The sequence below is a fragment of the Lachnoclostridium sp. An196 genome, assembly GCF_002160135.1.
In the GTDB taxonomy this organism is placed as follows: Bacteria; Bacillota; Clostridia; order Lachnospirales; family Lachnospiraceae; genus Hominiventricola; species Hominiventricola avistercoris.
In genome coordinates this window covers 100,168-125,248 of the sequence record NZ_NFJZ01000003.1, presented here as the reverse complement: position 1 = coordinate 125,248, position 25,081 = coordinate 100,168, and the positions used below count along the sequence as shown (strand labels likewise).

The window sequence follows — 25,081 nt, the reverse complement described above, 5'->3', positions numbered from 1 at the left end:
GCATTTTAATCAAACATAACTGTTTTTTCAATATGCAAAACGCACAGTCATAGTTGTCATTTTGCACAGTAACTATGAGAACATCAGCCTTTTTATCAATATGCAGTTAATCAGATTCAGATATTCCATGTAATCGTCCAGTTCCATTCCCAGCAGCTCTTCAATCTTGTTGATGCGGTACTGCAGGGAGTTCCGGTGGATAAACAGCGCCTCCGCCGTCTTCCCCACGCTGAACCCGTTCATGTAATAGGCGAGCAGCGTATCCTGCAGAAAGGTGCCGTTGGCATGGTCATATTCCTCCAGCGTCCTCAGCTTTTCATTGCAGTAATCCAGGATCTCCGCCTGGTTTCCACTGTTGAACATATATTTGTAAATACCCATGGAACTGGCGCTCAGCACTTTTTTATTCTTGGGATTGGGCAGGATATCCTTCTTGGCAATGAGATTTTTCGCTTCCTGGTAGCTTTGTCCAAAATCCCGGGGATCCTTATACGCCGCCCCCAGGATACAGGTGCTCCGGATCAGGCCCTTAAACTGGGGCTTGTCGTCCAGTCTGCGTAAGATCTGCTCCAGTTCATGCTCGATCTCCTTATTTTCCCGCGCTTCAAACAGCAGTACAAATTTATTCAGGAATCGCATGAACATGGAGCTTCCCTTCATGTTGTTCACTTCCCGGTTCAGGCAGTCCGCATAATATTCATACGTATGTTCATCCTGTTCCAGGTTGACGCCGTATTTCCGGTCGATCACAATCACGCCTACCCGGTACGGTCTGGAAAAGTCCAGCCCGAACTGGCCGGAGATTTTCTCCACGTATTTGTCATTGATCTCATAGCCAAACAACAGATTGTAGAGATAATCTCCCGTTTTCTTATTCTCCACCCCGGTCTGCACGATCAGGCTGCCGATGCTCTGGGCAATGTCCACGAAAGAAGCTCCCTCCCAGCGGATGTAAAACAGGGGAAGTTCCAGCTCGTTTGCCCGGTCGATCATGCTCTGGGGCACCTCCTCCCTGTCGTCCACCGTGGAAACAGCCAGGCCGGAGATGCCCAGTTCGTTCAGCTCTTCCATGCTGCGCGCGGCTTCTTCGTAGTCAAATCTGACATAATCCACCACGATCAGCGCGAAATTTCCCCGGTTCATGTGGTCCGCATAGGGCCTGGTCTGTACCATATACGTCCAGGACACCATGCGGTGAAGCCCCTTTTTCCCGGCAATCAGCTGCATGCCGTCCAGTTTCAGATTTAAAATGTCCTCGCAAGTAACCATATCTTATTCCTTACTATCGCTTCTCCGGGCCGGGGCGGCGTATACGTTTCTCAACGGACCGATCCCTCGCCGCCCATGAGCGCGGTCAGTTCCTCGATGCGCTCCACCGGAAACGGAGGTTCGCATAAAGGTTTCATCGCGATCGACATGAGTTTCATCGGGTTATCGTCCGCAGCCACCCGGTTTGATGACAGTTTGCCGCAGATCCGGCACCTGTGAATGATCGCCCATTCTCTGTTTTTCCTTACCCACACAGCCACCGGATCCATGATTCCGCCGCAGTCCGCTTCTCTGTCTCCGGGCTCGTTGTCCAGATGCTGGCTGGCCAGACAGTTCGGACAATGGTTCCTGTGTCCGGAGCCTGCTCCCTCCGGGACCACCAGCCGCCTGCACACCTTGCATGTGAAGGTGTCCGTACAGGCATGGTTTTTATAATAATGTTTTTCGTATTTTTTTCGTTTATTTTCTCGATTCACTGTTTTTCCTCCTGAAAGTATTTGTTATATCCAAATCCTCCGGGAGGTTTGCCGGGTTATTGCACGCAAGCCTCCCGGCCTGGTACAATCGTACATCCGTTGTTCTTCAAACAGCATACCCCTTCCTGTCTTTCATTTTCGCACGTGCAGGATGAGTATATCAGAGAAACCGTGCCGCTGCAACACCGAGTTCATACATTTCGCGAGCTGTGAGTGTTTACACAGGCGTTCTTACTTCTATCAGATTTCCGTCCGGATCATAGAAGCGGATCATCTTCTGTCCCCAGCTGTACGTCGTCAGCCGGTTGACATACCGGATGGAAGGATACAGCCGTTCCAGCTTCCCGGCAAACGCCTCTATGTCACGTTCTTCAAAATACAGCTCGCAGGCATTGCTCTCCGGAACCACGTCCTTTCCGAGACCTTCTCTCCAGATCTTCTCACCCTGGAGCACAAGCCCTTCCGTCAGGATCATATTGCCCTCGTTGTCCAAAAGCACATCAAGCCCGAACAGTTCATGATAAAACTGCCTTGCCTTTTCGATATCTTTTACAACAATCAATATATTCTTTAATTTCATCCCGCATTCCCCCTCATCATACACCACTGTATTTTTTCTGAAGCATGGATAAATAAGACGTGTGCGTGGTATCGGACAACCGGTATCCCAGATGTCCCAGGATATCTTCTATCCTGCCGACCGCCGCGTCCCGCTCCTCTTCCCTCTCCACCAGAATCTCAAGCTCCAGGAAATCTCCCAGACCATCCACCCGGTCCAGGCACGCCGTCACCTGATCCATACACAGCATCCGCCGGTCTTTCCGCACCTCCGGTGTGACCGGAACGTATCCAATCGCCCGCAGGATCTCACGGCAGACGGCTCCGTCTTCCACACCCGTCTCCAGTTCCTGGCGGGCCGCCGTCTGCCTGTCCAGCTTTTCCCCCTTGAAATTAATCTGGGTGCTGCTCTTTCCGGTTCCCGGATCCTTCGTGACCCGCACCCGGAGCGCCTGGCCGTTTGCCCGTATGGAGCCTTCCGGATTGTCAAAATAGGTGTCGTGCTCCTGGAGATAACCGCTCTCCCGGAAACCCAGGTTCAGGAGCTTTGCTTTGAAATTATCCGCTTCCGGGATGGGAAGCTTTATTTCGACTTCGATCATTGGTGTGCCTTTCCGGGGCTTTGTTACCTGCCCCTATGCTTCTCTTTCCTTTTCTGCTGTTTCAGCTCAAACTTACGCTCTTTCTCTGCTTCCCGCCTTTCCCGGTTCGCATTCTTCCGCTCCGTTTTCCACTGCTCCTGCTGTAATTTCAAAGCCTGCTGCGATTTTGTACCTATTCCAGTGCTCTCTACCTGTTTTCGCGCTTCCCTCTGCACCCGTTTAGGATTGCGCCCCGCCTCTCTTACATCAGTTGCCACAGCCGGACTGAATCGCAGCCGACCGTATTTTTTCAGAACAAAGTCATATATCTCATAATCTTTCGGTTCCGCACCAAATGTGACCTTGCATGCGGATAACCCGCCCTCCGATATGCGTTCAAAAACACCTACCCAGAATGGTTCCTCAAAAAATACTGTCAATCTGCCCGATACTTTGTCCATGACAATTCCTCCTTAAAAAATATAATGAACAAAGAATGGACGACCCTAAGGAGGGAGGGTTACTTACACCATAAGGTGCGGCCGGGCTACCTACCGGCTCTGTAAGAGACATCTCTTACGTTGCGTTTTTATCTTTGCACTTTGATCTTACCATAGTTCTGTCTATTTATCCACAAACAAGAAATCCAAAGAATCCATGATTCGCTGATAAACAGGTGCTCTTCTCCATTGACTTTACGACATTCGTGTCGTATAATTATTTTCAGACATATGTGTCGGAAAGTGACGGTGCGATATGATAAATAAACGAGGAGAAGAGACCAGAAAACTTATAAAAAAATGTGCCTGCGGCTTATTTGCCAGCAAGGGCTTTAAACAGGTTACAATGAAAGATATCTGCGAAGCGGCATCATTGAGCCGCGGCGGTTTATATTGCCATTATGAAAGTACTCAGGAAATTTTCAAGGAAATCATAAATGACTTTATGAGTCGGCAGGAAGATACTTTTTCAGAAAAAATAGCGCAAAATATACCGGCAAAGGAAATATTAAATGAGGTTTTGGAGAAATACAAAGCAGAAATGCTGGACGGCCAGGCTTCATTAAGTCTGGCAATCTATGAATATTTTTCCATTGCAGACGTTTCAGAAACAGAAAATGAACTGTACGCGCAATACCTTGCATCCTTCAAGGCATGGAAAAATTTACTGGACTATGGTATCCAGACGGGAGAATTTAACCTTGTAGATATCCGGCCGGTATTTGATTTAATCATATTTTCCTACCAGGGCGTACGGATGTACAGTAAGCTCATGCCCATCAATGAGGAGATCCCGCAGGGGATCATAGAACAGATCCGAAAAATAATCGTAAAGGAGTAAATGCCATGGCAACTATTTTCGATGAATTTAGTCAAGAAGCAACCGCTTTTATCAATCCTTCTGACTGTGTGATGCCCTTGCCCGGATTCCCGGAAATCTGTATCACTACCTTCTCACAAAACATCATTACCGAATTTGTCACAAATCATAATGCTCAGGTAATTGCTGAACTCTGCACCGCCAATGGCATGCTGCCCGTCTATGAAGTCAGATATCAGAATCTGTCTATAGGCCTGTTCCTTTCCCGTGTCGGCGCTCCCGCCTGCGTGGCAGGACTGGAAGAAGTGATCGCATTAGGCGCGAAAAAAATCATACAATTCGGAAGCTGCGGCATTCTCAATCAGTCTGCAGCCGAAAACAAAATGATCATTCCGACCTCCGCGATCAGAGATGAAGGCACCAGCTACCATTATATTGAAAAAAGCGAGGAAATCACTGCGGAGACCACCTCTGTAAATATTGCCAGGCACTGTTTTGAAAAACACCGCATCCCCTATGTCCTTGGAAAAATCTGGACCACAGACGGAATTTACCGGGAGACCCCAGACCTTATCAAACAGCGGAAAGAGCAGGGCTGTCTTGCCGTCGATATGGAATGCTCGGCATCCCTGGCCGTCGCAAAGTTCAGGAATATACCTATTGTCCAATTCCTCTTTGGCGCAGACAATCTGGACGCTGCGGCATGGGAGCCGCGGGATATCGCTGATTATGGATTCCGGGAGGCCAACAGGTATATTCTGATGGGGTTGGAGATAGCGGCGGAGATGATGCGGCAGCCTTAATTGTCCGGTAATCCGGAAAAATATTCGTCAAATTCTCTTGACTCTCACGCCGCGTGATACGGTATTCTTTTTTCAGGGAAAACATAACAGATATGACCGGTCAGTCCTGTTTTTCCTTTACTGAGAGGAGCTGTTTTGATGAAAAGTATAAGTCAGGTTGCCAAGCTGACAGGCGTCAGCATACGGGCCCTTCAATACTATGATGAAATCGGGCTGCTGAAACCAAGCGAACTTACTGCAGCCGGCTATCGAATGTATGATGATAACGCATTACAGACCTTACAACAAATCTTATTTTTTAAGGAGCTGGGATTTCCACTAAAAGAAATAAAAGAGATTTTGGAGAAACCAGATTTTGACAGGATTGCTGCTTTTAAAAAGCAAAAAGAACTGTTCTTGCTGAAACGGGGGCGTCTTGACCGGCTTATACAGCTTCTCGAACGCTTAGAGAAAGGAGAGCAATGTATGAGCTTTAAAGAATTTGACCTATCTGATTACATCAACGCTTTGGAAGATTTCAAATCCAATCAGACAGAAACCGTTATCCAGCACTGGGGAAGTATTGAAAATTTTGATATGTTCATCCAGAAAATTAGAGATGATGAAGAACATGTGGCAAAACTCGCCATCCAGCAGTTTGGCAGTATTGAAAAATATACCGAAGAAATGAAGCATAATCTGGAACATTTCTCTGAAATTATGGAAAAGTGGCAGTCACAGATAACGGAAGAAATGCGGACAGAGGATAAATTTTTGAAACTGGCTTCCCATAAAGGGGAAGATGTGGCTTCGGAACCGGTTCAAAGCATTGTAGAGGAAATCATAGCCAGCATACAAACCACTACCTCAAAACTGCTGGTTGGAAGTGCGGAAAATTACTGCCGAATGATGATTGACACTTATTCTAATGATTATCTTAGCAAAGTATTTGACACAAAACATGGTGCAGGAAGCAGTGAATATATTGTGAAAGCCTTCCGCTATTATTCCGAAAATAACTTCGCAGAAAACAATTAGAGCCATTTTAGAACCAACAGACATAAATCGACCCCGGAAATGCCCATTTTATCAGCATTTCCGGGGTTCTGTCCGTTATTCAAACTCGGCGTGTTCTTTGATGTTATTAACTATATTTGTTTAAGTTTTGCGCGAATTCATGCTGATATTTACTTCAATTACATCAATTATTTTGGTTTACTGATTTTCTGTCGCCAAAATGTTGCCACTCATCTTATATGTTCCACTGCAGTAGACTTCTCTATTTTGAATAAACTGCGTCATTCTTAGAAAGGAGGTACACACAGTACTGATTCATACTGATCCCTTCTCTTTTAGAATGCTCTGCCAGAGACCGATGCAGACTCCGAGGAATTCTTAGTTTAAATTGTCCGGAATAATCTTCTAAATTATCCGGTTCGTGAATCTCAATTCCTTCTTCCAGTGCAGCTTCAATCCATGCCTTCTTGGCGTCTACCGCATTTGCAACCGCAGCTTCAATCGTCTGTCCACATGTAATACAGCCCGGCAGATCAGGATAAGAAACCACATATCCGCCTTCATCTTTATCTTCTACGATTTCCATTCGATAAGACATCTTCATATAATCATTCAGCGTCTTCATCATTTCTCGCCTCACTTTCTACAACCTGTCTCACAAGTTCCACATAAACCTTCTTAATTGGTTCATGCTTTGGTATCGTAATTGGCTGACATCCAGATTTTCGAAATGTATAATGACTACTCCCACTTCTTGGAGCATTCATTTTGTAACCGTAACTTTCTAATACTTTCCGCAGCTCATCAAACCGGAGGTCTCTCGATAAAGTGCAGATACGCACTAATAGTTTATCCCATTTTGACATTTGAATACCTCCTGTTTACATTATATGTGGTGTCATATTTGGTGTCAATAATGTGTATGATAATTTATCCGCACTGGCAACAAAAAATCTTTTTAAAACTATAACCATATGCCATATATCAAATGGCAGATACCCGTAGAATATCTGCCATTTAATGTAATCTGAGTAAAAATGTAATTATTCAAACTCGGCGTGTTCTTCGTTGTTGTTAACTATATTTGTTTAAGTTTAGTATTAATCCACACCGTTTTTTACTTCAATTACATCATTTATTTTGCTTTACTGATTTTCCGTTGCCAAAATGTTGCCACGCGTTAATAGTTACTATTTAGCATTTCAAGAATGGTCTCCTCACTAACGTTACCATTTTCATCTATAATTCCCAACTTGCGCAAATTATGCATACCTGCTGCTGAAAAGCGACTTGTGTTATGTGTTACTAAAAGATTCTCAAGCATGCTTTTTGTTGGAATTCTTATATTATTTTTTTCATCTTCCACCTCAGAAATTCTTCTCCTTAATGCCCTTGCTTCTCTTTCTGCTCTAAATTTATTTCTTCTCAACCATTCTATTTCATTATCTTTTTCTTCAAGTTCTTTTTTATATTTATTTCTTTCTTCTTCATTCAAGTTTGCTTTATCCATTAGATCATTAAGAATACTATCCTTATCATCTTTTTTATCCTCAATCTCCTCACTAGCTTCCGAACTAATCCTATCCAAATGAGATACCTTATCGTTAAGACTATTTAATTTTTCCCCAAATCTCTCCTCTATTTTTCCTAAAGTAACAGAAATATCTTTCATAAATTCATAAGATGAGTTATAAAAATTTGTACTTGTTTCATCTGCTTTAAAATAAAAGAAAATTGAAATAAAAATAGAGAAAAATGCTAATAAAATAGATAATATACTATCAAAAGAAAAGTCCGTCTTGATTAACCTGTAACACAGAAGAGCAACAAACATAATCGTTGCAATGCCCCCAACAATACATACCGTTATCTTTATGGGACTTACTTTATGTTTCTCTTTCTCAAGTTCAATCATTTTACTTAAAATATCCATCACATCAGCTTCTTTTTCTTGTAACTCTTCTACTGAATTTTCCCTTTTTCCAAACATAATTTTACCTTCTTAGAATTCATCCTTTAGCAACCAAATTAAAGAATTGGCATACTATTAAATGCAACAGACTATTTTATAAAAATTCTGCCACGACTTTATTATAACAAATTGACCAAGATTGACAACCTATTTCTGAATTGTTACACGGTAGGAATACATTTCTAGGTATAAGTATTAAAACATTTCATATCTTCATTATATCACTCTAAAATTCTTACCAAATGCCAATTTAAAAACACTTATTGGATAACTACAAGCGTTAAATCATATTGCGAAGCACTTTATTATCAGCAGCATTTTTCAAACGGGCAACGATACCACCGATAGACTCTGAAAGATAATTCAAAAGTTCTCTGTCATTTTCATAGTAATTCTTTATAAAAATTTCAAATGCAGCCTCCAAGTGTTTTTTTATATCCTCCAAATCAGTCTGTTCAAACATCTCCTGCATATAAAAATAATCGGCTTCTTCCAACTCAATTACTGTCAAGGATTTCCCCAGTATTATATGTCCTATTACATGGATAAAAACTATTTCACATATATTATCCATTGATTCCTTCCAATTTCCGTTATCCTTTGACAAGACATTTATAACGTAACCTGCAGGAAATAATTTCAAAAATTTTTGTTCCAGACCAATAGCCTTGATAAATTCAAAAATCTTATCTATTCCTGTATATTCTGAAATATCTTTCAGTATAGGATAATCAAGAGTCAAAATTGTATTTTGAGGTTCAAATTGGATATCATACCACTTGAAAAATTCTGGTATCCCTTTAACAAAAGTATCATACAGACATTTATTTTCATAGTGACAAAATTCCGGCAGAATCCTGTTATATAAATCCAGTGCTTCTTCTGTCTTTTTCTCAACATATTCCGCACCTATTTCATACGCTCTCTGCGCTGGTATTTTTTCATTTAGGGACGGCGCATTTCCACTGCTTTCCCATAATTCGTGAATACAATATAAGACAGCCCCCATAAGCTGTTCTGCTTTTTCGTAGGTTATGGATGTACTTTCATGTGATGTATATTTCTCAGCCAGCTTGCCCACAATCGGCACTAATTCTTCCATTTCATAGTCCATCAGATTTACCTCCAACAGAGTTCTTTCAGGGTTTCAAGATACAAGTCATAATCCCATCTCTTTACATCATCAAATTTTGAATATTCTCCATAGCCGTCCGAACTTTTATATCCTTCGTAGCCAGCCCGGATTGCTTCTGCAAAATTAGCAAGGCAGGTACTCTCTAAATAATCCAAATCGCCAAAACATATATTTTCAAACTGTTCTTTCATTAAATGGAGAAGTTCATCATCTGTAATTTCATCATGCATTTCATTTTTATATAGATAAAATATTTCCTGCAATCGAATAATTGTTTCTACATAATTGCTTTGATGAATGTACTCAGAATCGCAAAATTCATAAATGATTTTTGTCGCAATTCCTTCACCAAGCTCAATTCTTTTTTGTTCCGCCAGTGCGTTTTTCCGTTCCGCTAAAATCAATTTAGCGTCTTCCTCTGTTAAGGAAAGTCCAAACCGTTCCGTTGTCTCGTTTGTTTTAATCACATTACTCAGTTGATTTTGTCCCTTTAATAAAACCATCCAGTCCTTGTCCAAAAGAACCCCTCCCCATCTTCGTATTTGGAAAAGAATTATAGCACCGCCTCCAAAGCATTGGTAGTCTTGTTTTCAGAGCAATTTTGTGGTATTATAATAATGGAAAAAGGGAGCAGTTTTAAATCTGTTCCCCCTTTATTTTATATCTTTTTTATTATCTGGCATCCCTGTCCATCTTTCTTTTTTGCTTTCGCTTCTGCACTCTTTTTTCTTCTTCCAGCCTTTTTTCTCTCAAAATAATTGTTTTGACTGTATCTCGTCCCAAAGCCCGTTCTACCCGGTTAAAATCTCCTATTTTTTCCTTTAGCGCTCTATTCTCATTCCAAAGTTCCTCTACACGGACAGTCAGGGAATTGACCTTATCCCATGCTCTTTCATATGACCTTTGCAGATCACTGAATTTTCTGGAAAGATCGAGATAAGCCCGATAGACTGACCGCAGTACCGTCACAATCTTCTTTATCAGCGGCTTTGCCTTTTTCTCACGGTAAGATTTTCCCGGTTCCAGTGTTCCTGCCTCTGGCAGTACCTCTTCTGGATCAGCAGAATATTTCTCTGCAAACCTCTCCATCTCTTTTACCATAGGGGCAATCTCCGTCAGCCTTTTCTCATATTGCGCTGCCTTTTTCTTTGCCTGTTCTGCCTGCTTATCAACCTCTTCCCGGCTTTCCTGTGCTGAAAATATATCCTTCTCAACCTGCCCCAACTGATCAAGATATTTTTCGTTGACTTCCTGCATGATGGCATTATGCTCTTCCAACTCTGATTTCTGTTTTTCAAGCATAGTAACTTCCTTTGCCCTCTCCTTTTTTTCAAAATCCAACAAGGACAAATGCTTTTCATGTGTGCCTTTTTGTTCCCATTCAATTCCGTGTTCGAGCATAATTGCGGCAAGTTGCTGCTTTTCAGCCCTCACCCACTGATTTAATTCTGTTTCCTGTCTGGTGCCTCCTTTAAATCCGAGAGCCATTAAGGCCTGTTTCAGAGATACTCTTGTATCCAGCCCTCGTTTGCTTCCTGTCGTATATGGCACAAAATCTATATGCAGATGTGGCGTTGCCTCATCCATATGAAGATGAGCAGAAAACACTCTTAATGTGGGATTTCTTCTCTGGAACCCCTGCATATATTCGTCCAGTATCTTTGCCGCCAGCCGTCCTTCTTCTGTTTCCGCCCCCATTGTCTCCCTGTCGCCGATCTGCAGGATAATCTCATGAAATGGCTTCTCCTGTTTTCCCGAACGGATTTTTTCGTAATAATCGTCAATCCTGCGGTCATTCCTTGTCTGTTTTTCATTGTAACGAGCTAACGCTTCATCAAATAATTCGTGATAAACATCTTTGATATTTTCGTTGCAGTACTCCACATTCAGATGGCTTCTCTCTGGATCTGTATTCTTCGCATGGAATTTCCTGCTGTTATGGTTGACAGAGCCTTTCCCTGTCATAAAACTGATCGTTCTCTTCAATAACTCTCCTCTCTCCCTTTTCGGGCAGTAATCAGCGCCGGATACGGCGCATAGTCTTTGTTACTTTCGCCGAAAGTAACGCAAAAGCACTTTCGACAGCCGTTCCGTCCATCAAAAGCTGCCTTTGCGCCCTGCCGGGAGTTTTTCTGTCCTACGGACGGAGCGACTGTTCCCGCCGCTTTTCTTCTGCCGCCGTCAGTTCCATTTCCCCAAAAATTTCATTGAGTGCGGCAATCCTCCAGGCTTCACTTTCGTAAAAAAAATTGTTCACGTTCCGGGTTCCCCATTCCGGCTGAATATCATCGAATCATACCTTTCTCGTTGTCTGCTATCCACAGGAGCGTGGCACGCTCCTGTTTATTATCCTCAAAGGAAAACTACCAGCGGAAACTGTCCGGCACTCCACGTTTATCCAGATATTCCTGTCTGGCTTTTTCCCGATCTTCCTGTGTGGGCGCAGTCTTATATTTCGCATATAATTCATGGCGCACCAGTGAATCCAATTTCTGCGCCAAGCCTTGCCGTATTTCATTCAGACAATCATTATCTTCCATTAGATGATAGCGGAGCAGAGATACAAATAATTCATAAGGGATTTGCACGTTCTTCATCACTTCATCCTTTCTGCGTCGGTTTGCGTCGGTAGCGTCGATATTTTCCATACCAGCCCGCTGTAAAAAATACCGTCGCAACCGTCGCATATCGTCGCTTTTACTCTTTCGACTCAAGCCGTTTAAGAATAATTTTCCTTTCATGCCCCCGCTTGTTATTATAAAAAATCCCATAATCGTTGAGCAGTTGGCTGTTAGCTACATTCAGCTTTCTGGACAAGACATTCGCCTGTATCTGTATATCTGTCAGCTGACCTGCAAGTTCCGTTGCTGTTCCCTCCCATTCCGGCTTGTCTTCTGTCAGAAAGTTGTTGATTGCTTCCAGCAATGGATTCGGCGGCTGTTTCCACAACTCCGTCTCTGCCTTCTTAAATTTCCAGACACAATGCTCCCGGTCAAACTCTATGGTCAGTTCCTGATCCGGCTGGTCACGTCCCACAACATCCAGCACTGCCAGATTGTCAGTGCGCTTTTTCTTGTGCATAATGAACGCCCCGTCTGCCGCTCCAAGAAGCCCGTTTGTTCCGGAGATCATCTCAAAGCTATCCTCAGATTCCAGCTTACGTGTATGATGTACCACTAACAGGCAGATACCGTATTTGTCGCTGAAAGATTTTAGCTTTGTCACAATCTCATAATCGCTGGAATAGCTGTACCTGTCCCCGCCGACCTCACGTACTTTCTGGAGCGTGTCAATGATAATCAGCCTTGCGTCAGTATGCTCTTTCAGGAATTCCTCTAATTGCCTGTCTAATCCCTCATTCAAGGTTTTTGCCTGTGTCGCAAAATACAGATTATCCGCACATTCCACACCAAACATGCCGGAGAGCCGCCGCTGAAGCCTTGCGTAATCGTCTTCCAACGCCAGATACAGCACCGTCCCTTTTCGGACGGTATAATCCCATAAAGAGATCCCCATTGCCACATGGTAGGCAAGCTGCCCCATAAAAAATGATTTTCCTACTTTCGGTGCCCCTACAAAGAGATAAGTACCACCATAAAGGAATCCTTCTACAATGGGCGTTCTCGGTGGGTAGACCGTATCATACAATTCCGTCATGGAAATGGTCTGAAGCCTGCCGTTTCCGGATTTCTCCAGGTTTTGTGCGGCTTGCAGATTGATTTGTGCTGTTTCATTTGCTATAATTTCATTGTGTTTTTTTATATTCGGCTGCGCCCCATCTGCGCCAACAGATGATACGGGAGCAGTCGTTTTCATTTTTTCTGTCATTCATCTTCTCCTTTCAAACCGTATAATGTGATTGCGATTACCTGCAGCGTGTAGAGCAGCTCATCATTGTCAGGGCTTAATGTTTTCAGCCGCTTTAATTCTTCATAGATAGCAGCCATCTGATTTTTCAGAGCCTTATACACCCTCGGATTACCCTGTACTACTACGTCCCGGCACAGCAGACGCCTTGTGATATAATCCTGCTTTGTCAGACCGGACGGTGCAACCAAATCGTTAATCAGCTTTGCTTCCTCGTCCGATACCCGGAACGCTACTGTATGATTGCGCCATCGCCCTTTGTAATCAAGTGTTCTTTCCATTTGTGTTCTCCTTTGTCATTCTCTCCATTTCCAGTTGCTCCGCCATTTGCGTCTGCACCGTAGGGAACAGGTGCGCATAGCGGTAGGTGATTTTCTCTGCCTCATGCCCCATGCGCTCCCCAATCGCCAGCACAGAAAATCCCATGTTAATTAACAGAGAAACTGCGCTGTGACGAATATCATGCACCCGTATCTTCTTTACACCTGCCTGCTTCGCCCCTCGCTCCATTTCGTGGTTGAGATAGGATTTTGTGACCGTAAACATTCTCTCGTCTGGCTGAATATCATACAGCATTTTGATATATTCCTGCATTTCTTCGCAGAGAAATGGCGGCATTTTAATTGTACGGTTACTCTTTTTCGTTTTTGGGCTTGTGATAATGTCACGTCCTTTGGAACGGTGGTACGTCTTGCTGATCGTGACCGTCTGCTTCTCAAAATCAAAATCAGCAGGCGTAAGAGCCAGAAGCTCGCCAGAACGGATTCCACACCAGTAAAGCATTTCAAAGGCATAATAGGAACGGGGCTTATCCATCATGGCTTCGGAAAATTTCAGATATTCTTCTTTCGTCCAGAAGTTCATTTCTTTCGGAACCTCATTTCCCATTGTTCCAGCTCTCCTTGCCGGATTGTAGGGCAGATTATAGAAGTTTACCGCATGGTTGAAAATCGCTGTCAGCTGGGCGTGTATCGTTTTCAGATAATCCGCTGAATAAGGCTTTCCTTTCTCGTCCCGGTATGCCATCAGTTCATTCTGCCATGCAATAACGTCCTTTGCTTCAATCTCTGCTATCTTTCGGTTCCCGAAATACGGTAAAATCTTTGTGCGGATTACATGGCTTTTGGATTCCCATGTGCTTTCTTTCACCCGCTGCTTTTTGTCAGCTTCATAAATCTCAAAGAAACTGGCAAACGTCATATCCAGTTTCGCTCCCTGTTTCAGCATGACCTCATGCTCCCACGCTAGTGCTTCTCTCTTTGTAGCAAATCCCCGTTTCTGTGTCTGCTTCCGCTCCCCTTTCCAGTTCGTGAAACGATAGATTACCCGCCACGTTCCCGTAGCGTTATCTTTGTATACAGCCATTTCATCATCTCCTTTCCGTCAATCGCTGTAACAAACCTTTTTATGAAAAAATGTAGCGCTCACACGTCCCGCCACTGTCAGATAGCCCTGTTTCTGTAATTCTGCATTCAGTTCTCGCACAATCTGGTAGGCTTTTGACTTTGACACACGCAATTCCTCTGCCACTTCTTCCACTGTCATAAATGATCTTTCTGCCATACTGTCGCCTCCCTCTGTTAACTATTTTTGTTTAATGCCTATATGTATAATACTAAATAAATTCCGTTAAGTCAAGTGGCTTACAGAAAAATATTAACTTTTTTTATTTAAGTTTCTTCTTGCTATTCCTATTGTGTCATGCTATACTAAATTCAACAAATTTGTTTAAGTCAAAATGATTGTATCACTATAACTGCAACGGAGGTTTTATTATGGCAATCGGCAAGCGAATCCGCTTTTTCCGTAATCGGAAAAGCATGACACAAAAACAACTCGGTGAAATTCTCGGCTTTCTCGGAAAGACCTCTGATGTCCGTATAGCGCAATACGAATCCGAAGCCAGAAAACCCAAACTCGATCTCGTCAAAGAAATGGCTCACGTCTTTGATGTCAGTCCACGGGCAATCGACGTGCCGGATATAGACAGCTACCTTGGTCTTATGCACACACTCTTTGCTCTGGAAGATATGTATGGTCTGAAAGTCGGAGAAATCGACGGAGAAGTATGTCTGCGGTTAGATAAATTCAGCGGCTCTACTTACTCGACTATGTTTGATATGTTCCACGCATGGCGGGAACAGGCTGCCCGTCTGGAGCAGGGAGAAATAACCAAAGAGGAATACGACCAGTGGCGGTATAATTATCCTGCACTGGATACATCCGGACACTGGCACAAAGTTTCGCCTTCAAAGGAACTCAGTGACTATCTCGTAGAAGCGTTCAAAGACAGGCTTAAACCGGACAAATAGTACTTTCCTTACCGATCAAAAAAACCTTACCGACTTTCAGCTTCATTTCTGAAAATCAGTAAGGTTTTTCTGTTATTGAAGTATTCTGTTATTTAATGAATGATACCCGAAGTGTTGCCAAATCGTTGCCAGCGCTTAAACAAATTTGCTTGTATCCCGTATAAACACTGGGTTTTTAGAGTTCATTTCATCACTCAAACTCAATCGTCCCCGGCGGCTTACTAGTCAAATCATACATTACCCTGTTCACGCCCTTAACCTCATTGATGATCCTGCTCGTCACCTTGAACAGCACCTCATACGGGATCTCCGCGCATTCCGCCGTCATAAAGTCGCTGGTGTTCACCGCGCGCAGCGCCACCGCGTAATCATAGGTTCTGAAATCTCCCATGACGCCCACGGACCGCATGTTGGTAAGACCTGCGAAATACTGTCCCAGACCTTTGTCCAGGCCGGCTTTCGCGATCTCCTCCCGATAGATGGCGTCCGCGTCCTGGACGATGCGCACCTTCTCCTCGGTCACTTCGCCGATGATCCGGATGCCCAGGCCGGGACCGGGGAACGGCTGACGGTATACCAGGTTCTCCGGAATACCCAGTTCCAGACCCGCCTTGCGGACTTCGTCCTTGAACAGCATCCGCAGCGGCTCGATGATCTCTTTGAAATCCACCACGTCCGGAAGGCCGCCCACATTGTGGTGGGATTTGATCACGGCGGATTTTCCGAGGCCGGACTCGATCACATCCGGATAGATGGTTCCCTGTACCAGGAAATCCACGGCGCCGATCTTCTTTGCCTCTTCCTCAAAGACACGGATGAACTCTTCGCCGATGATCTTGCGCTTTGCCTCCGGCTCTGTGACGCCTTTCAACTTGTCATAATACCTCTGCTGCGCATTGACACGGATAAAATTCAGTTCATAGGGGCCGTCCGGTCCGAATACCGCTTCCACCTCGTCCCCTTCATTTTTGCGGAGCAGGCCATGATCCACAAATACGCAGGTGAGCTGCTTGCCGATCGCCTTGGACATCAGAACCGCCGCCACGGAGGAATCCACCCCGCCGGACAGGGCGCAAAGCACCTTGCCCGTACCCACTTTTTCGCGGATCTGCCGGATCGTCTCTTCTACAAACGATCCCATCTGCCAGTCGCCGCTGCATCCGCATACATCGTACACGAAATTTCTCAGCATTTTCTGGCCTTCTTTGGTGTGCATCACTTCCGGATGGAACTGCGTCGCGTACAGCTTGCGCTCCGCGCACTCCATGGCCGCCACCGGGCAGACCGGGGTGTGTGCGGTCACACGGAATCCTTCCGGCACCTGCGCGATATAATCTGTATGACTCATCCATACTACCGTGGACGGCTCCACATCCTTAAATAATATGGAAGAAGTATCCACTTCCGTCTCGGTATAACCGTATTCGCTGACCGGAGCGGTCTTCACCTCTCCGCCCAGGGTATATGCCATCAGCTGGGAACCATAGCAGATCCCCAGGATCGGCACTCCGATCTCAAATATTTCTTTCTGGTAATGCGGGGAAGTCTCATCATACACACTGTTCGGACCTCCGGTAAATATGATTCCCTTCGGATTCAGCTCCCGGATCTTGTCCAGGCTCATGGTGTAGGGATGTACTTCACAGTAAACATTGCATTCCCGGACTCTCCGGGCAATCAGCTGATTGTACTGACCGCCGAAATCCAGCACAATGACCATCTCTCTTGCCAAACCAGTTTCCTCCTCATCGTTTTCTCTCCTGTCATTATAAGTGATGTCTACCTCCTTGACAAGTCCGGGTGATAAAATCCCTTTCATCAAATGGTCCATGTTTAAATCCACAAATACTGTCTCATCTGCAGCGTCAATTCTTAAGATTCTGAAGATTTTCTTAATACTGTTGACAGTATTATATTATACATCATATAATATTATAAAATCATTAATAAAGGAGAGGGTTGCATGGTATTCAACACAGGCGCGGCGCTCCTGGATGCCATTGTGCTGGCAGTCGTATCCATGGACGAAGACGGGACCTACGGCTACAAGATCACCCAGGACGTCCGCCAGGCCATTGACATATCCGAATCCACTCTGTATCCGGTTCTTCGCAGACTTCAGCGTGACGGATGCCTGGAAGTCTACGACCGGGAGTTCGGCGGACGCAACCGGCGCTACTATAAAATCACAGAAGCCGGACTGGCGCAGCTTAATTTATACCGAGCCGAGTGGGAAAGGTATTCAAACAGAATTACGAAAATATTCACGGGGAGACATGCAGAATGAACAGACAAGAATTTATGAAGCGTCTGGAAGAGCTCCTGCAGGACATATCGGAAAATGAACGCGAGGAAGCTCTCCAATATTACAATGATTATTTCGACGACGCAGGCGCGGAAAATGAAGCGCAGATCATCGAAGAACTGGGGAGTCCGGAGCAGGTGGCCCGGACCATCAAAGCCGGCATGTCAGACGCCGACGGAGAATATACAGAAACCGGCTATGCGGATTCCCGGTTTCAGGAACACCAGAATCTGACGCCAAAAGGCACTGCCGCGGGCGAGCCGTCCGGGAAACAACGGAAACAGCCCAATTTCTGGAAGATTCTGAGTATTATTCTGCTCTGTATCCTCTTGCTTCCCGTCATCATACCTCTTGGATGCATTGCACTCGGACTGATCCTGCTCGTCGTCTTTGGCATAGCAGGCATGGCTGTCGGCGCGGTAGCCCTGTGTATAGCGTTTCTGATCACCGGCGTCGTCCTGATCGGCTACGGGATCTGGCGGATATTCTTTACTCCCGCCCTGGGGCTTTGCCTCAGCGGAGTGGGGTGCCTGCTGCTGGCAGTCGGGATTCTGGTTACTTTACTGGTAGTAGCCGTCGGGATCAAACTGGTCCCGTGGCTGATCCGCGCCATCGTAAAGTTAATATCGTTTCCTCTTAGAAAGGCAGGTGTTATCGCATGAAAACCGCAGTTAAAATATCTCTGGCAGCGGCAGGCATCCTTGCCGTGCTGGGTATCGCCGGACTGGGCGTCGGCATGGCGCTGGGCGGAGGGCCGTCCGTATTCCGGGGGCTGTCCCGCCTCCCGGGCATACTCCGGTTCACACATGGGACTCCCGGTTCATCTATCGTCAGTTCCGAACCATACGGAAAAGAAATGCAGGATTATCAGAACGTGAAAAATCTGACGCTGGATTTCTCCGCCTGTGAGCTGCAGATCCGTACCCACGAAGAGTCTTTTATTTCTCTGTCCGCTTCCAACACGCAGGATACTTTTTCCTGTGAGCAGTACGGTGAAGATCTGATTCTGGAGGATCACCGGGAAATTTTCGGGGATGACGCTGCCGCTTACCCGGATCAGGCGCTCCGTCTCACTCTTCTGGTTCCGCGAGAGACACTGGATACCCTGGACATCTCCCTGGACCTCGGAGAGATCGATGCAGAATCCTTATCCGCTGATACAGTCACGGTTTATTGCAGCCTGGGATCTATGGAAGCAGACTCTGTGTCCGCAGGAGATCTGGATCTCCATTTTGATCTGGGCGACGTGGATCTGGACCGGCTCCAGGTTTCCCGGAGCGCGTCTATCGATGCTTCCTGCGGGGATGTAGATCTTGGATACTATGAAGGCCCGGATCTGAATCTGAACTGCGCCATGGGCAACGCCTCTGTTCTTGCCGGAGGAAGGGAACAGGATTACAACTATGAACTGGTCTGTGACCTGGGGCAGGCCCGGCTGGGAGGACAGCATCACGGATATCATCATGGAGAAAACCATGATCCTGCAGGCTGCCATATTAATCAGGATAATCAGGCGGCATGCCATATATACGCGTACTGTGCGCTTGGCAATCTGGACTTAAATTTCAGCGAGGAGGAATAATCAAATGATAGAAAAGAAACTGTTAAAATCCGCTGTCAACCGCATGATCTGCGGCGTATGCGGCGGTATCGGAGAATATTTCAATGTGGATCCCACGGTGATCCGGCTGATCTGGGTGATCTTAAGTTTCTTCAGCGCAGGCGCCGGCATCGTCATTTATATCATCGCGGCCGTCATTATGCCGGACGCATAAAACCGCTGGGCTAAGCAAAAAAAATCTTTTCTTTTCAAAAAAGCCGCATTATAATGAGAATGGAATTTTTTTGATATGGAGGACATTTTGATTATGGGCGGCTTTTTTGGAGTTGCATCGAAGCACGATTGTGTATTCGATCTTTTTTTTGGAACTGACTACCATTCTCATCTGGGCACCCGCAGAGGCGGAATGGCCGTATATGGCGAAGCCGGTTTTGACCGCGCAATTCATAACATTGAGAACGCACCGTTTCGAACCAAGTTTGATAAAGATATGAGAGAGATGAAAGGATATCTGGGCATCGGATGTATTTCCGATTATGAACCCCAGCCCCTTATTGTCCGCTCTCACCACGGTACCTACGCTATCACCACGGTGGGCAAAATCAACAATACAGATGAAATCACCCGGATTATCTTTGAAAAGGGCAACACGCACTTTCTGGAGATGAGCGGCGGAGACGTTAATCCCACCGAGCTGGTGGCCGCTGTCATCAATCAAAAAGAAAATCTTATCGAAGGTATTCGATATGCTCAGGAAATTATTGACGGATCCATAACTTTAATGCTTTTGACTCCAAAAGGGATCTATGCCGCGCGTGATCGTCTGGGACGCACTCCGGTCATTCTGGGCCGAAAGGAAGACGCTTTCTGTATTTCCTTTGAGAGCTTCGCATATTTGAATCTGGGCTATGAAGATTACCGGGAACTGGGCCCCGGAGAAATTGTAGTTGTGACGCCGGATGAGGTGCGGACCCTGGTTCAGCCCGGCAAAGAAATGAAGATCTGCACATTTCTGTGGGTATACTACGGATATCCGTCCAGTTCTTATGAAGGAACAAGCGTAGAGCTGATGCGGTACCGCTGCGGGGAAAAGATGGCAGAACGCGACGATGCCAAGCCCGATATTGTAGCAGGGGTTCCGGATTCCGGCATCGCACATGCAGTGGGCTATGCCAACCGCTCCGGGATTCCCTATTCCAGACCGTTTATCAAATACACCCCTACCTGGCCCAGATCCTTCATGCCGACCATTCAGGACAGGCGTAATCTGATCGCCAGAATGAAACTGATTCCGATACATCAGCTGATCGAAGGAAAGAGCCTGCTTTTGATCGACGATTCTATCGTCCGGGGTACGCAGCTTAGAGAAACGACAGAATTTTTATATCAGAGCGGCGCGAAAGAGGTTCATATCCGTCCGGCCTGCCCTCCGCTGGTATACGGATGTAAATATTTGAATTTCTCCCGCTCGAATTCCGACATGGATCTGATTACCCGCAGAGTGATCAGGAAACTGGAAGGCGACGAGGTCACGGAGGAAGTTCTGCAGGAATACACCGATCCATCCTCCGAAAAATATGACCGTATGGTGGAAGAGATCCGCAAGGAACTGAATTTTACCTCCCTGCGTTACAACCGTCTGGACGATCTGCTTTCATCCATCGATATCGAACCGTGCAAGCTTTGTACTTACTGCTGGAACGGAAAAGAATAATTTTATTCCATAAAACAAAATCCCCGGTTTCCGATCTGCAATACGATGGAAGCCGGGGGCATTTTATTTTACTTTATTTTCTCTTTAAAGCGGCGCGTTTCTTGCCGTACCAGATAATCGCGCACACATAGGCTGCCGCTGCCGCAAATCCGATGATATATGCGCCGGTCCACGGAATATTAAATCCGATCTGCGCGTTGGAGATATAGGTAATCGTCACAAACGCGTACCATGCGCCCGGAAGCAATGGCATCCAGACAAATTTTTCTTTTCCGTTCTCAAACATCCAGACGGAGATAGCCAGGAACGCGAACAGAGCCAGCGTCTGATTGGACCACGCGAAGTATCTCCACAGGATATTGAATCCATTGGCATTGAGTTTCGCGAACACCAGAATCACTGCTACCAGAGCGAAGATGATTCCTGCCAGCCCCAGTCTCTTGCCGTTGGTGGACTGATCCAGATGAAGGGAGTCAGAGATCGCCAGACGCAGGGAACGAAGCGCCGTATCGCCGGAAGTGATCGGAAGCACGATCACGCCCAACAGAGCGATGATGCCGCCCACCGGCCCCAGGATGTTTTTACAGACTACTCCGATCGTGGCTGTTGCCAGGGAAGCGTTGGCTTCCTGCAGACCCAGGTTGTAAACGCCCATAGCTCCTGCCGCCCATACCATGGCGATGAAGCCTTCCAGTACCATCATATTGTAGAACGTCATGCGGCCTTCCTTCTCGCTCTTCATAGTGCGGGAAATGATCGCCGTCTGGGTGGAATGGAAGCCGGAAAGGATCCCGCACGCCACCGTGATAAAGAAGATCGGGATAAAATGATTCGCGTTAAAATAATCTCCATATGCCACAATTCCGTTGTTCCACGGCTCCCACAGCTCTACCAGCGGATATCCGTGCACAAACAGGCCGATAAACACGCCCACTGCCGAAAACAGAAGGATCGCGCCGAAGATCGGATAGATACGCCCGATGATCTTGTCAATCGGAAATACCGTCGCGATCAGATAATATACGAAGATCACACCGTAAATCACCCATGTGGATACGGATGTCACGGCTCCGTCAAAACCAAACACCTGCGTAGCCGCGATGTCTCCGGGCGTGTAGATAAACACAGCTCCCACCAGAAGAAGCAGCAGGCTGCAGAAGATCTGGTAAAACGTGTAAATACCCTTGTTGCTGTATTTGCGGACCATATCCGGCATCTGGCTTCCGCCGTCTCTGAGGCAGATCATACCGGAAAAATAATCGTGCATCGCTCCCCCGATAATATTGCCGATAGGGATAGTGATAAATGCGATCGGTCCGAACAGGATACCCTGAATCGGTCCCAGGATCGGACCTGTTCCCGCGATGTTCAGCAGATTAATCAGACTGTTTTTCCATTTCTTCATAGGGACATAGTCCACACCGTCCTGTTTCGCATAAGCCGGCGTCTCTCTGTCGTCCGGCCCGAAGACCCTCTCGCAGAATTTGCCATATAAAGCAGCTCCTCCGATCAGGATCACGAGACCAATGATAAAAGTTATCATATCTCTTTCTCCTCTCTGTTGTATAAATATATTGCTAAAAAAAGAATACCATTTATTAATTTTTTGTAAACAATCTAACAGTTTTCTTTTTAAAAATTTTATGTTTTATATAATTTTTTCAGCCGCATTAGATATGGCATGTGCAATCTATACAATTCTCAGAAAAGGGCCTTTTATTGCGTTACTCCTTATACCGGACTATGTCCCACTCGTTCAATTCCGCCGTTTCCGATACGATGACCTCTGCATCGGCATCCAGTGCTCCTTCCTCAATAGCCGCATAACTGTCATTTTGATCCAGCACCCGCACGTAGACCTTTTCCGCGGCCAGTTCTTCCCCCAGAATACCGGAACGTTTCCCCAGCACATAGATATAATCCCGCTGATTCTCATCTTCGCGCAGCGCTTCCAGAGGGATACAGCATGCGTAAGTCTCGCTCTGGACTTCCGCATACATGGTACCGCTTTCTCCGATGCTTCCCACATCTTCCGGAAGAAAGATCCGGATGTCATACATCTGAGGCGACGATTCGCTCTGTGCCACATAATCTATGTCCGCGTCGATCCTGGCGGCATTTCCCAGCTTCAGTTCCACCGTATCCCCCTGATTCACATACTGTTTCTGTTCTTCTGTCAGGGAAGCCCCAAACTGCAGAGGGCTGGTCAGATCCGCATAGACAACGGCCGCCCCGTCCGGCGCCGGATCTCCCGGGCTGACGCGGATATCTGTAACCACCCCTTCTGCCTCCGCGGATATCTGCCCTTCTGTTTCCAGAATCTTCTCATAGCGTTCCAGAGAGGTCTGCGCGCTTTCCAGTTCCAGACGGGTCACTTCCAGGCTGCTGTCCGCGGCAGGAACAGCAGCCGCGTCTTCCACCTTCCGCCCTGCCTCCAGCAGGGTATTTTCCCTGTACTGCTCCGCGTCTTCCACCGCTCGCTCCGCGCTCTCCTCGGAGGTTTTCAGACTGTCCCGCTGCTCCCGCCAGGCTTCCAGAGCGCTGTCTTCCGTTGAAAAATCAGGCTTTTCCACAGGATTGTCCGACAGCGTCTTCCACACCGCCTGGGCCGTTTCAAAAACAGCCTGTGCTTCCGCTGCCTTCCGGCGCGCCGCTTCCAGCTCTGCTTCTGCCTGCTGGCCCTCCAGACGCTTCACTTCTTCCTCTGCCGCGTCCCATGCGGCTTTTGCCTCCTCCATGGCCTGCTTTGCCTGGGATTCTTTCGCCGCCCATTCTTCATATGCGGCCTGCAGCGCCTGGCGATCCTCCTCGGGCGTCACCTGCGGACGATTGTTCTCATGTTCTTCCAGCGCATTCTCCGCTGCGTTCAAATCATCCTGTGCCCGTTCCACGCTCTGATCCGCCTGCTCCCTGGCAGCGGTATAATCCTGATCCGCCCTGGCGCTCTCCTGCCGGCGCAGGGTTTCTTCCCTGCTCTGATTCTGTTCCAGCGCCTGTATCTGAAGCTCCAGCTTCTTTACCGCCAGCCTCTGCTCCCGGACCGTCTCCTCCAATTCCTCCGTATCCAGATCAAAAAGGAGCGTCCCTTCTTCTACCCGTTCTCCTACCTGCACGTAAACCGTACGAACCCGCAGTCCGGCCAGCGTATGGACCGCGTATTCCTGACCTTCCCGGACGATCCCCGATGCCTCCACCTGATGAGCCAGGGACATGCGCCGCGGCGTCTCTGTCTCTACCTGCGTCAGGCCGGAGGCATAGACCGCTCTGGAAACCAGAGTTCCCAGGAACATCAGCGCGAAAAACCCGCCGAATGCCGCCAGTATTTTCTTTTGTTTCTTCCAAAGCTCCATCTTTTTACTCCTTCAGTGCGGACGCGGCAATTCCGCGTTCCAGATAGTCTCTTCCCAGAAGAAATACAAACAGAGCCGGGATCAATGTGATGACAGACGCGACAAACGCGTATCCCGCCTGATCCAGGCTGATCTCCGGCAAATACAGGGAAAGGGGCCAGAGAGACTGGTCTTTCAGAAATGCCAACGGCTGTTCTATCAGATTCCAGCACTCCAGGAATCCCAATACCGCCGACGACAGGATCCCGCCTGAAGCAAGCGGTATTCCCATACGCCAGAATATCTGCCACTCTCCCGCTCCGTCCACTCTCGCCGCTTCCAGAAGCTCCTTCGGTATCCCACAAAAACTCCGATAAATCAGGAAAACCGGAAAAGTGGAGAAAACAGCCGGAAGGATCACTGCCCCGTGGGTATTCATCAGGTGAAGTCCGTTCAATACCAGATAACTGGACAGCATCGTGACCTGAAAAGGCATCAGCATCAGCACCAGGTATACCGTAAAAAGCTGCCTCCGGCGGGGAAACGGATATATGGCAAAAGCCCATGCCGCCGGCACTGCCACCAGAAGCTGTCCTGCCAGAATGAACGCCGTGATCTTCACGGAATTCCAGAACACCACATAAAACTGCGGCGTAAAAAGCAGTACATTTTCATAATGGGAAAAAGCAGGATAGTCCGGCATCCATTTCCAGTATACAAATCCTTTCGCAGCGTCCGACAAAGGCGCCAGATACTGGCCCAGTTCATACCGGCTGGTCACAGACCCGGTAAGCAGAAAAAGAACCGGTGTACAGAAAAAGATTCCCAATACCGTCAAAAACACATACAGCGCCGCGCGCCTCGTTCTTTTCCAGATTGCCAT

Annotated in this window: 29 protein-coding genes and 1 pseudogene; 10 read left to right on the top strand and 20 right to left on the bottom strand. The window is 46.6% G+C overall.

Annotated features, from left to right (window positions below):
- Window positions 1-72: 72 nt before the first annotated feature.
- The 5 genes from B5F29_RS05040 to B5F29_RS05020 all read right to left on the bottom strand — a co-directional run bounded on the left by B5F29_RS05040 (window position 73) and on the right by B5F29_RS05020 (window position 3,345).
- Entirely contained in the window at window positions 73-1,269 is a 1,197-nt protein-coding gene (locus B5F29_RS05040; protein WP_087153587.1) for a PucR family transcriptional regulator, read from the bottom strand.
- A 50-nt stretch (window positions 1,270-1,319) separates the two neighbouring features.
- On the bottom strand, window positions 1,320-1,745 hold the full coding sequence (locus tag B5F29_RS05035) for an RNHCP domain-containing protein (RefSeq protein WP_087153586.1): 426 nt from the start codon (window positions 1,743-1,745) through the stop codon (window positions 1,320-1,322).
- A 217-nt stretch (window positions 1,746-1,962) separates the two neighbouring features.
- Window positions 1,963-2,325: a VOC family protein gene (locus tag B5F29_RS05030; protein ID WP_087153585.1), complete on the bottom strand. Its 363-nt coding sequence runs from the start codon at window positions 2,323-2,325 to the stop codon at window positions 1,963-1,965.
- Window positions 2,326-2,341: 16 nt separating this feature from the next.
- A complete protein-coding gene (cyaB, locus tag B5F29_RS05025; protein WP_087153584.1) occupies window positions 2,342-2,905 on the bottom strand; it encodes a class IV adenylate cyclase in 564 nt (187 codons plus the stop codon).
- A 23-nt stretch (window positions 2,906-2,928) separates the two neighbouring features.
- Window positions 2,929-3,345: a YjdF family protein gene (locus tag B5F29_RS05020; protein ID WP_087153583.1), complete on the bottom strand. Its 417-nt coding sequence runs from the start codon at window positions 3,343-3,345 to the stop codon at window positions 2,929-2,931.
- Window positions 3,346-3,640: 295 nt separating this feature from the next.
- On the opposite strand from B5F29_RS05020, the pseudogene B5F29_RS17145 reads away from it, so the two are divergent.
- The 4 genes and pseudogenes from B5F29_RS17145 to B5F29_RS05005 all read left to right on the top strand — a co-directional run.
- Window positions 3,641-3,757: pseudogene (locus B5F29_RS17145) on the top strand (TetR/AcrR family transcriptional regulator); the annotation flags it as partial.
- Between the two features lie 147 nt (window positions 3,758-3,904).
- On the top strand, window positions 3,905-4,225 hold the full coding sequence (locus tag B5F29_RS17020) for a TetR family transcriptional regulator C-terminal domain-containing protein (RefSeq protein ID WP_330397527.1): 321 nt from the start codon (window positions 3,905-3,907) through the stop codon (window positions 4,223-4,225).
- A gap of 5 nt (window positions 4,226-4,230) precedes the next feature.
- On the top strand, window positions 4,231-5,007 hold the full coding sequence (locus tag B5F29_RS05010) for a nucleoside phosphorylase (RefSeq protein ID WP_087153582.1): 777 nt from the start codon (window positions 4,231-4,233) through the stop codon (window positions 5,005-5,007).
- A gap of 138 nt (window positions 5,008-5,145) precedes the next feature.
- Entirely contained in the window at window positions 5,146-6,024 is an 879-nt protein-coding gene (locus B5F29_RS05005; RefSeq protein WP_087153581.1) for a MerR family transcriptional regulator, read from the top strand.
- A 241-nt stretch (window positions 6,025-6,265) separates the two neighbouring features.
- On the opposite strand, the gene B5F29_RS05000 is transcribed toward B5F29_RS05005, so the two are convergent.
- The 11 genes from B5F29_RS05000 to B5F29_RS04950 form a co-directional block, all read right to left on the bottom strand.
- On the bottom strand, window positions 6,266-6,628 hold the full coding sequence (locus tag B5F29_RS05000) for a type II toxin-antitoxin system HicB family antitoxin (protein WP_087153580.1): 363 nt from the start codon (window positions 6,626-6,628) through the stop codon (window positions 6,266-6,268).
- Window positions 6,612-6,869, bottom strand: a complete 258-nt coding sequence (locus tag B5F29_RS04995) for a type II toxin-antitoxin system HicA family toxin (RefSeq protein WP_087153579.1) — start codon at window positions 6,867-6,869, stop codon at window positions 6,612-6,614. The genes B5F29_RS05000 and B5F29_RS04995 overlap by 17 nt, the downstream gene beginning before the upstream one ends.
- Window positions 6,870-7,183: 314 nt before the next feature.
- Window positions 7,184-7,993: a hypothetical protein gene (locus tag B5F29_RS04990; RefSeq protein WP_087153578.1), complete on the bottom strand. Its 810-nt coding sequence runs from the start codon at window positions 7,991-7,993 to the stop codon at window positions 7,184-7,186.
- 262 nt (window positions 7,994-8,255) lie between these two features.
- Entirely contained in the window at window positions 8,256-9,089 is an 834-nt protein-coding gene (locus B5F29_RS04985) for a DUF6179 domain-containing protein (RefSeq protein WP_087153577.1), read from the bottom strand.
- 5 nt (window positions 9,090-9,094) lie between these two features.
- A complete protein-coding gene (locus B5F29_RS04980; RefSeq protein WP_087153576.1) occupies window positions 9,095-9,628 on the bottom strand; it encodes a DUF6323 family protein in 534 nt (177 codons plus the stop codon).
- Between the two features lie 154 nt (window positions 9,629-9,782).
- On the bottom strand, window positions 9,783-11,075 hold the full coding sequence (locus B5F29_RS04975; RefSeq protein WP_087153575.1) for a plasmid recombination protein: 1,293 nt from the start codon (window positions 11,073-11,075) through the stop codon (window positions 9,783-9,785).
- Between the two features lie 398 nt (window positions 11,076-11,473).
- Window positions 11,474-11,707, bottom strand: a complete 234-nt coding sequence (locus tag B5F29_RS04970; RefSeq protein WP_087153716.1) for a complexin-2 — start codon at window positions 11,705-11,707, stop codon at window positions 11,474-11,476.
- A gap of 100 nt (window positions 11,708-11,807) precedes the next feature.
- A complete protein-coding gene (locus B5F29_RS04965; RefSeq protein WP_087153574.1) occupies window positions 11,808-12,938 on the bottom strand; it encodes an AAA family ATPase in 1,131 nt (376 codons plus the stop codon).
- Window positions 12,935-13,258 carry a plasmid mobilization protein gene (locus B5F29_RS04960; RefSeq protein ID WP_087153573.1) on the bottom strand — a complete coding sequence of 108 codons (324 nt, stop codon included), beginning with the start codon at window positions 13,256-13,258 and terminating at the stop codon, window positions 12,935-12,937. Before B5F29_RS04960 ends, B5F29_RS04965 begins: the two co-directional genes overlap by 4 nt.
- The gene (locus tag B5F29_RS04955) at window positions 13,242-14,342 is read right to left on the bottom strand and encodes a site-specific integrase (RefSeq protein WP_087153572.1); all 1,101 of its coding nucleotides are present in this window, start codon (window positions 14,340-14,342) and stop codon (window positions 13,242-13,244) included. The genes B5F29_RS04960 and B5F29_RS04955 overlap by 17 nt, the downstream gene beginning before the upstream one ends.
- A gap of 18 nt (window positions 14,343-14,360) precedes the next feature.
- Window positions 14,361-14,540: a helix-turn-helix domain-containing protein gene (locus B5F29_RS04950; protein WP_055261463.1), complete on the bottom strand. Its 180-nt coding sequence runs from the start codon at window positions 14,538-14,540 to the stop codon at window positions 14,361-14,363.
- Between the two features lie 212 nt (window positions 14,541-14,752).
- Between B5F29_RS04950 and B5F29_RS04945 the strand changes: the two genes are divergently transcribed.
- Complete coding sequence (locus B5F29_RS04945; RefSeq protein ID WP_087153571.1) at window positions 14,753-15,289, top strand: helix-turn-helix domain-containing protein; 537 nt, start codon at window positions 14,753-14,755, stop codon at window positions 15,287-15,289.
- A gap of 190 nt (window positions 15,290-15,479) precedes the next feature.
- On the opposite strand, the gene guaA is transcribed toward B5F29_RS04945, so the two are convergent.
- The gene (gene guaA, locus B5F29_RS04940; protein WP_087153715.1) at window positions 15,480-17,021 is read right to left on the bottom strand and encodes a glutamine-hydrolyzing GMP synthase; all 1,542 of its coding nucleotides are present in this window, start codon (window positions 17,019-17,021) and stop codon (window positions 15,480-15,482) included.
- Window positions 17,022-17,252: 231 nt separating this feature from the next.
- Here guaA and B5F29_RS04935 point away from each other — a divergent pair, with 231 nt between their 5' ends.
- The 5 genes from B5F29_RS04935 (at window position 17,253) to B5F29_RS04915 (ending at window position 20,869) form a co-directional block, all read left to right on the top strand.
- The gene (locus tag B5F29_RS04935) at window positions 17,253-17,576 is read left to right on the top strand and encodes a PadR family transcriptional regulator (RefSeq protein ID WP_087153570.1); all 324 of its coding nucleotides are present in this window, start codon (window positions 17,253-17,255) and stop codon (window positions 17,574-17,576) included.
- Window positions 17,573-18,256, top strand: a complete 684-nt coding sequence (locus B5F29_RS04930) for a DUF1700 domain-containing protein (RefSeq protein ID WP_087153569.1) — start codon at window positions 17,573-17,575, stop codon at window positions 18,254-18,256. The genes B5F29_RS04935 and B5F29_RS04930 overlap by 4 nt, the downstream gene beginning before the upstream one ends.
- Window positions 18,253-19,176 carry a DUF4097 family beta strand repeat-containing protein gene (locus tag B5F29_RS04925; RefSeq protein WP_087153568.1) on the top strand — a complete coding sequence of 308 codons (924 nt, stop codon included), beginning with the start codon at window positions 18,253-18,255 and terminating at the stop codon, window positions 19,174-19,176. The genes B5F29_RS04930 and B5F29_RS04925 overlap by 4 nt, the downstream gene beginning before the upstream one ends.
- Window positions 19,177-19,180: 4 nt before the next feature.
- Entirely contained in the window at window positions 19,181-19,369 is a 189-nt protein-coding gene (locus B5F29_RS04920; RefSeq protein ID WP_191394897.1) for a PspC domain-containing protein, read from the top strand.
- Window positions 19,370-19,462: 93 nt separating this feature from the next.
- Complete coding sequence (locus B5F29_RS04915; RefSeq protein ID WP_087153567.1) at window positions 19,463-20,869, top strand: amidophosphoribosyltransferase; 1,407 nt, start codon at window positions 19,463-19,465, stop codon at window positions 20,867-20,869.
- 73 nt (window positions 20,870-20,942) lie between these two features.
- Here the strand turns inward: B5F29_RS04915 and B5F29_RS04910 are convergent, their stop codons facing one another.
- The 3 genes from B5F29_RS04910 to B5F29_RS04900 form a co-directional block, all read right to left on the bottom strand.
- Complete coding sequence (locus B5F29_RS04910; RefSeq protein ID WP_087153566.1) at window positions 20,943-22,412, bottom strand: carbon starvation CstA family protein; 1,470 nt, start codon at window positions 22,410-22,412, stop codon at window positions 20,943-20,945.
- Window positions 22,413-22,593: 181 nt separating this feature from the next.
- Window positions 22,594-24,219, bottom strand: a complete 1,626-nt coding sequence (locus B5F29_RS04905; RefSeq protein ID WP_087153565.1) for an HlyD family efflux transporter periplasmic adaptor subunit — start codon at window positions 24,217-24,219, stop codon at window positions 22,594-22,596.
- 4 nt (window positions 24,220-24,223) lie between these two features.
- Window positions 24,224-25,081 (bottom strand): carbohydrate ABC transporter permease, encoded by an 858-nt coding sequence (locus B5F29_RS04900; protein ID WP_087153564.1) that lies wholly within the window; start codon window positions 25,079-25,081, stop codon window positions 24,224-24,226.

Excerpts from the sequence above, each read along its gene's own strand:
- B5F29_RS05040 (WP_087153587.1), bottom strand. The coding sequence starts at position 1,269 with ATGGTTACTTGCGAGGACATTTTAAATCTGAAACTGGACGGCATGCAG.
- B5F29_RS05030 (WP_087153585.1), bottom strand. The coding sequence starts at position 2,325 with ATGAAATTAAAGAATATATTGATTGTTGTAAAAGATATCGAAAAGGCA.
- cyaB (WP_087153584.1), bottom strand. The coding sequence starts at position 2,905 with ATGATCGAAGTCGAAATAAAGCTTCCCATCCCGGAAGCGGATAATTTC.
- B5F29_RS05020 (WP_087153583.1), bottom strand. The coding sequence starts at position 3,345 with ATGGACAAAGTATCGGGCAGATTGACAGTATTTTTTGAGGAACCATTC.
- B5F29_RS05010 (WP_087153582.1), top strand. The coding sequence starts at position 4,231 with ATGGCAACTATTTTCGATGAATTTAGTCAAGAAGCAACCGCTTTTATC.
- B5F29_RS05005 (WP_087153581.1), top strand. The coding sequence starts at position 5,146 with ATGAAAAGTATAAGTCAGGTTGCCAAGCTGACAGGCGTCAGCATACGG.
- B5F29_RS05000 (WP_087153580.1), bottom strand. The coding sequence starts at position 6,628 with ATGAAGACGCTGAATGATTATATGAAGATGTCTTATCGAATGGAAATC.
- B5F29_RS04995 (WP_087153579.1), bottom strand. The coding sequence starts at position 6,869 with ATGTCAAAATGGGATAAACTATTAGTGCGTATCTGCACTTTATCGAGA.
- B5F29_RS04990 (WP_087153578.1), bottom strand. The coding sequence starts at position 7,993 with ATGTTTGGAAAAAGGGAAAATTCAGTAGAAGAGTTACAAGAAAAAGAA.
- B5F29_RS04985 (WP_087153577.1), bottom strand. The coding sequence starts at position 9,089 with ATGGACTATGAAATGGAAGAATTAGTGCCGATTGTGGGCAAGCTGGCT.
- B5F29_RS04975 (WP_087153575.1), bottom strand. The coding sequence starts at position 11,075 with ATGACAGGGAAAGGCTCTGTCAACCATAACAGCAGGAAATTCCATGCG.
- B5F29_RS04970 (WP_087153716.1), bottom strand. The coding sequence starts at position 11,707 with ATGAAGAACGTGCAAATCCCTTATGAATTATTTGTATCTCTGCTCCGC.
- B5F29_RS04965 (WP_087153574.1), bottom strand. The coding sequence starts at position 12,938 with ATGACAGAAAAAATGAAAACGACTGCTCCCGTATCATCTGTTGGCGCA.
- B5F29_RS04960 (WP_087153573.1), bottom strand. The coding sequence starts at position 13,258 with ATGGAAAGAACACTTGATTACAAAGGGCGATGGCGCAATCATACAGTA.
- B5F29_RS04955 (WP_087153572.1), bottom strand. The coding sequence starts at position 14,342 with ATGGCTGTATACAAAGATAACGCTACGGGAACGTGGCGGGTAATCTAT.
- B5F29_RS04950 (WP_055261463.1), bottom strand. The coding sequence starts at position 14,540 with ATGGCAGAAAGATCATTTATGACAGTGGAAGAAGTGGCAGAGGAATTG.
- B5F29_RS04945 (WP_087153571.1), top strand. The coding sequence starts at position 14,753 with ATGGCAATCGGCAAGCGAATCCGCTTTTTCCGTAATCGGAAAAGCATG.
- B5F29_RS04935 (WP_087153570.1), top strand. The coding sequence starts at position 17,253 with ATGGTATTCAACACAGGCGCGGCGCTCCTGGATGCCATTGTGCTGGCA.
- B5F29_RS04930 (WP_087153569.1), top strand. The coding sequence starts at position 17,573 with ATGAACAGACAAGAATTTATGAAGCGTCTGGAAGAGCTCCTGCAGGAC.
- B5F29_RS04925 (WP_087153568.1), top strand. The coding sequence starts at position 18,253 with ATGAAAACCGCAGTTAAAATATCTCTGGCAGCGGCAGGCATCCTTGCC.
- B5F29_RS04920 (WP_191394897.1), top strand. The coding sequence starts at position 19,181 with ATGATAGAAAAGAAACTGTTAAAATCCGCTGTCAACCGCATGATCTGC.
- B5F29_RS04915 (WP_087153567.1), top strand. The coding sequence starts at position 19,463 with ATGGGCGGCTTTTTTGGAGTTGCATCGAAGCACGATTGTGTATTCGAT.
- B5F29_RS04910 (WP_087153566.1), bottom strand. The coding sequence starts at position 22,412 with ATGATAACTTTTATCATTGGTCTCGTGATCCTGATCGGAGGAGCTGCT.
- B5F29_RS04905 (WP_087153565.1), bottom strand. The coding sequence starts at position 24,219 with ATGGAGCTTTGGAAGAAACAAAAGAAAATACTGGCGGCATTCGGCGGG.
- B5F29_RS04900 (WP_087153564.1), bottom strand. The coding sequence starts at position 25,081 with ATGGCAATCTGGAAAAGAACGAGGCGCGCGGCGCTGTATGTGTTTTTG.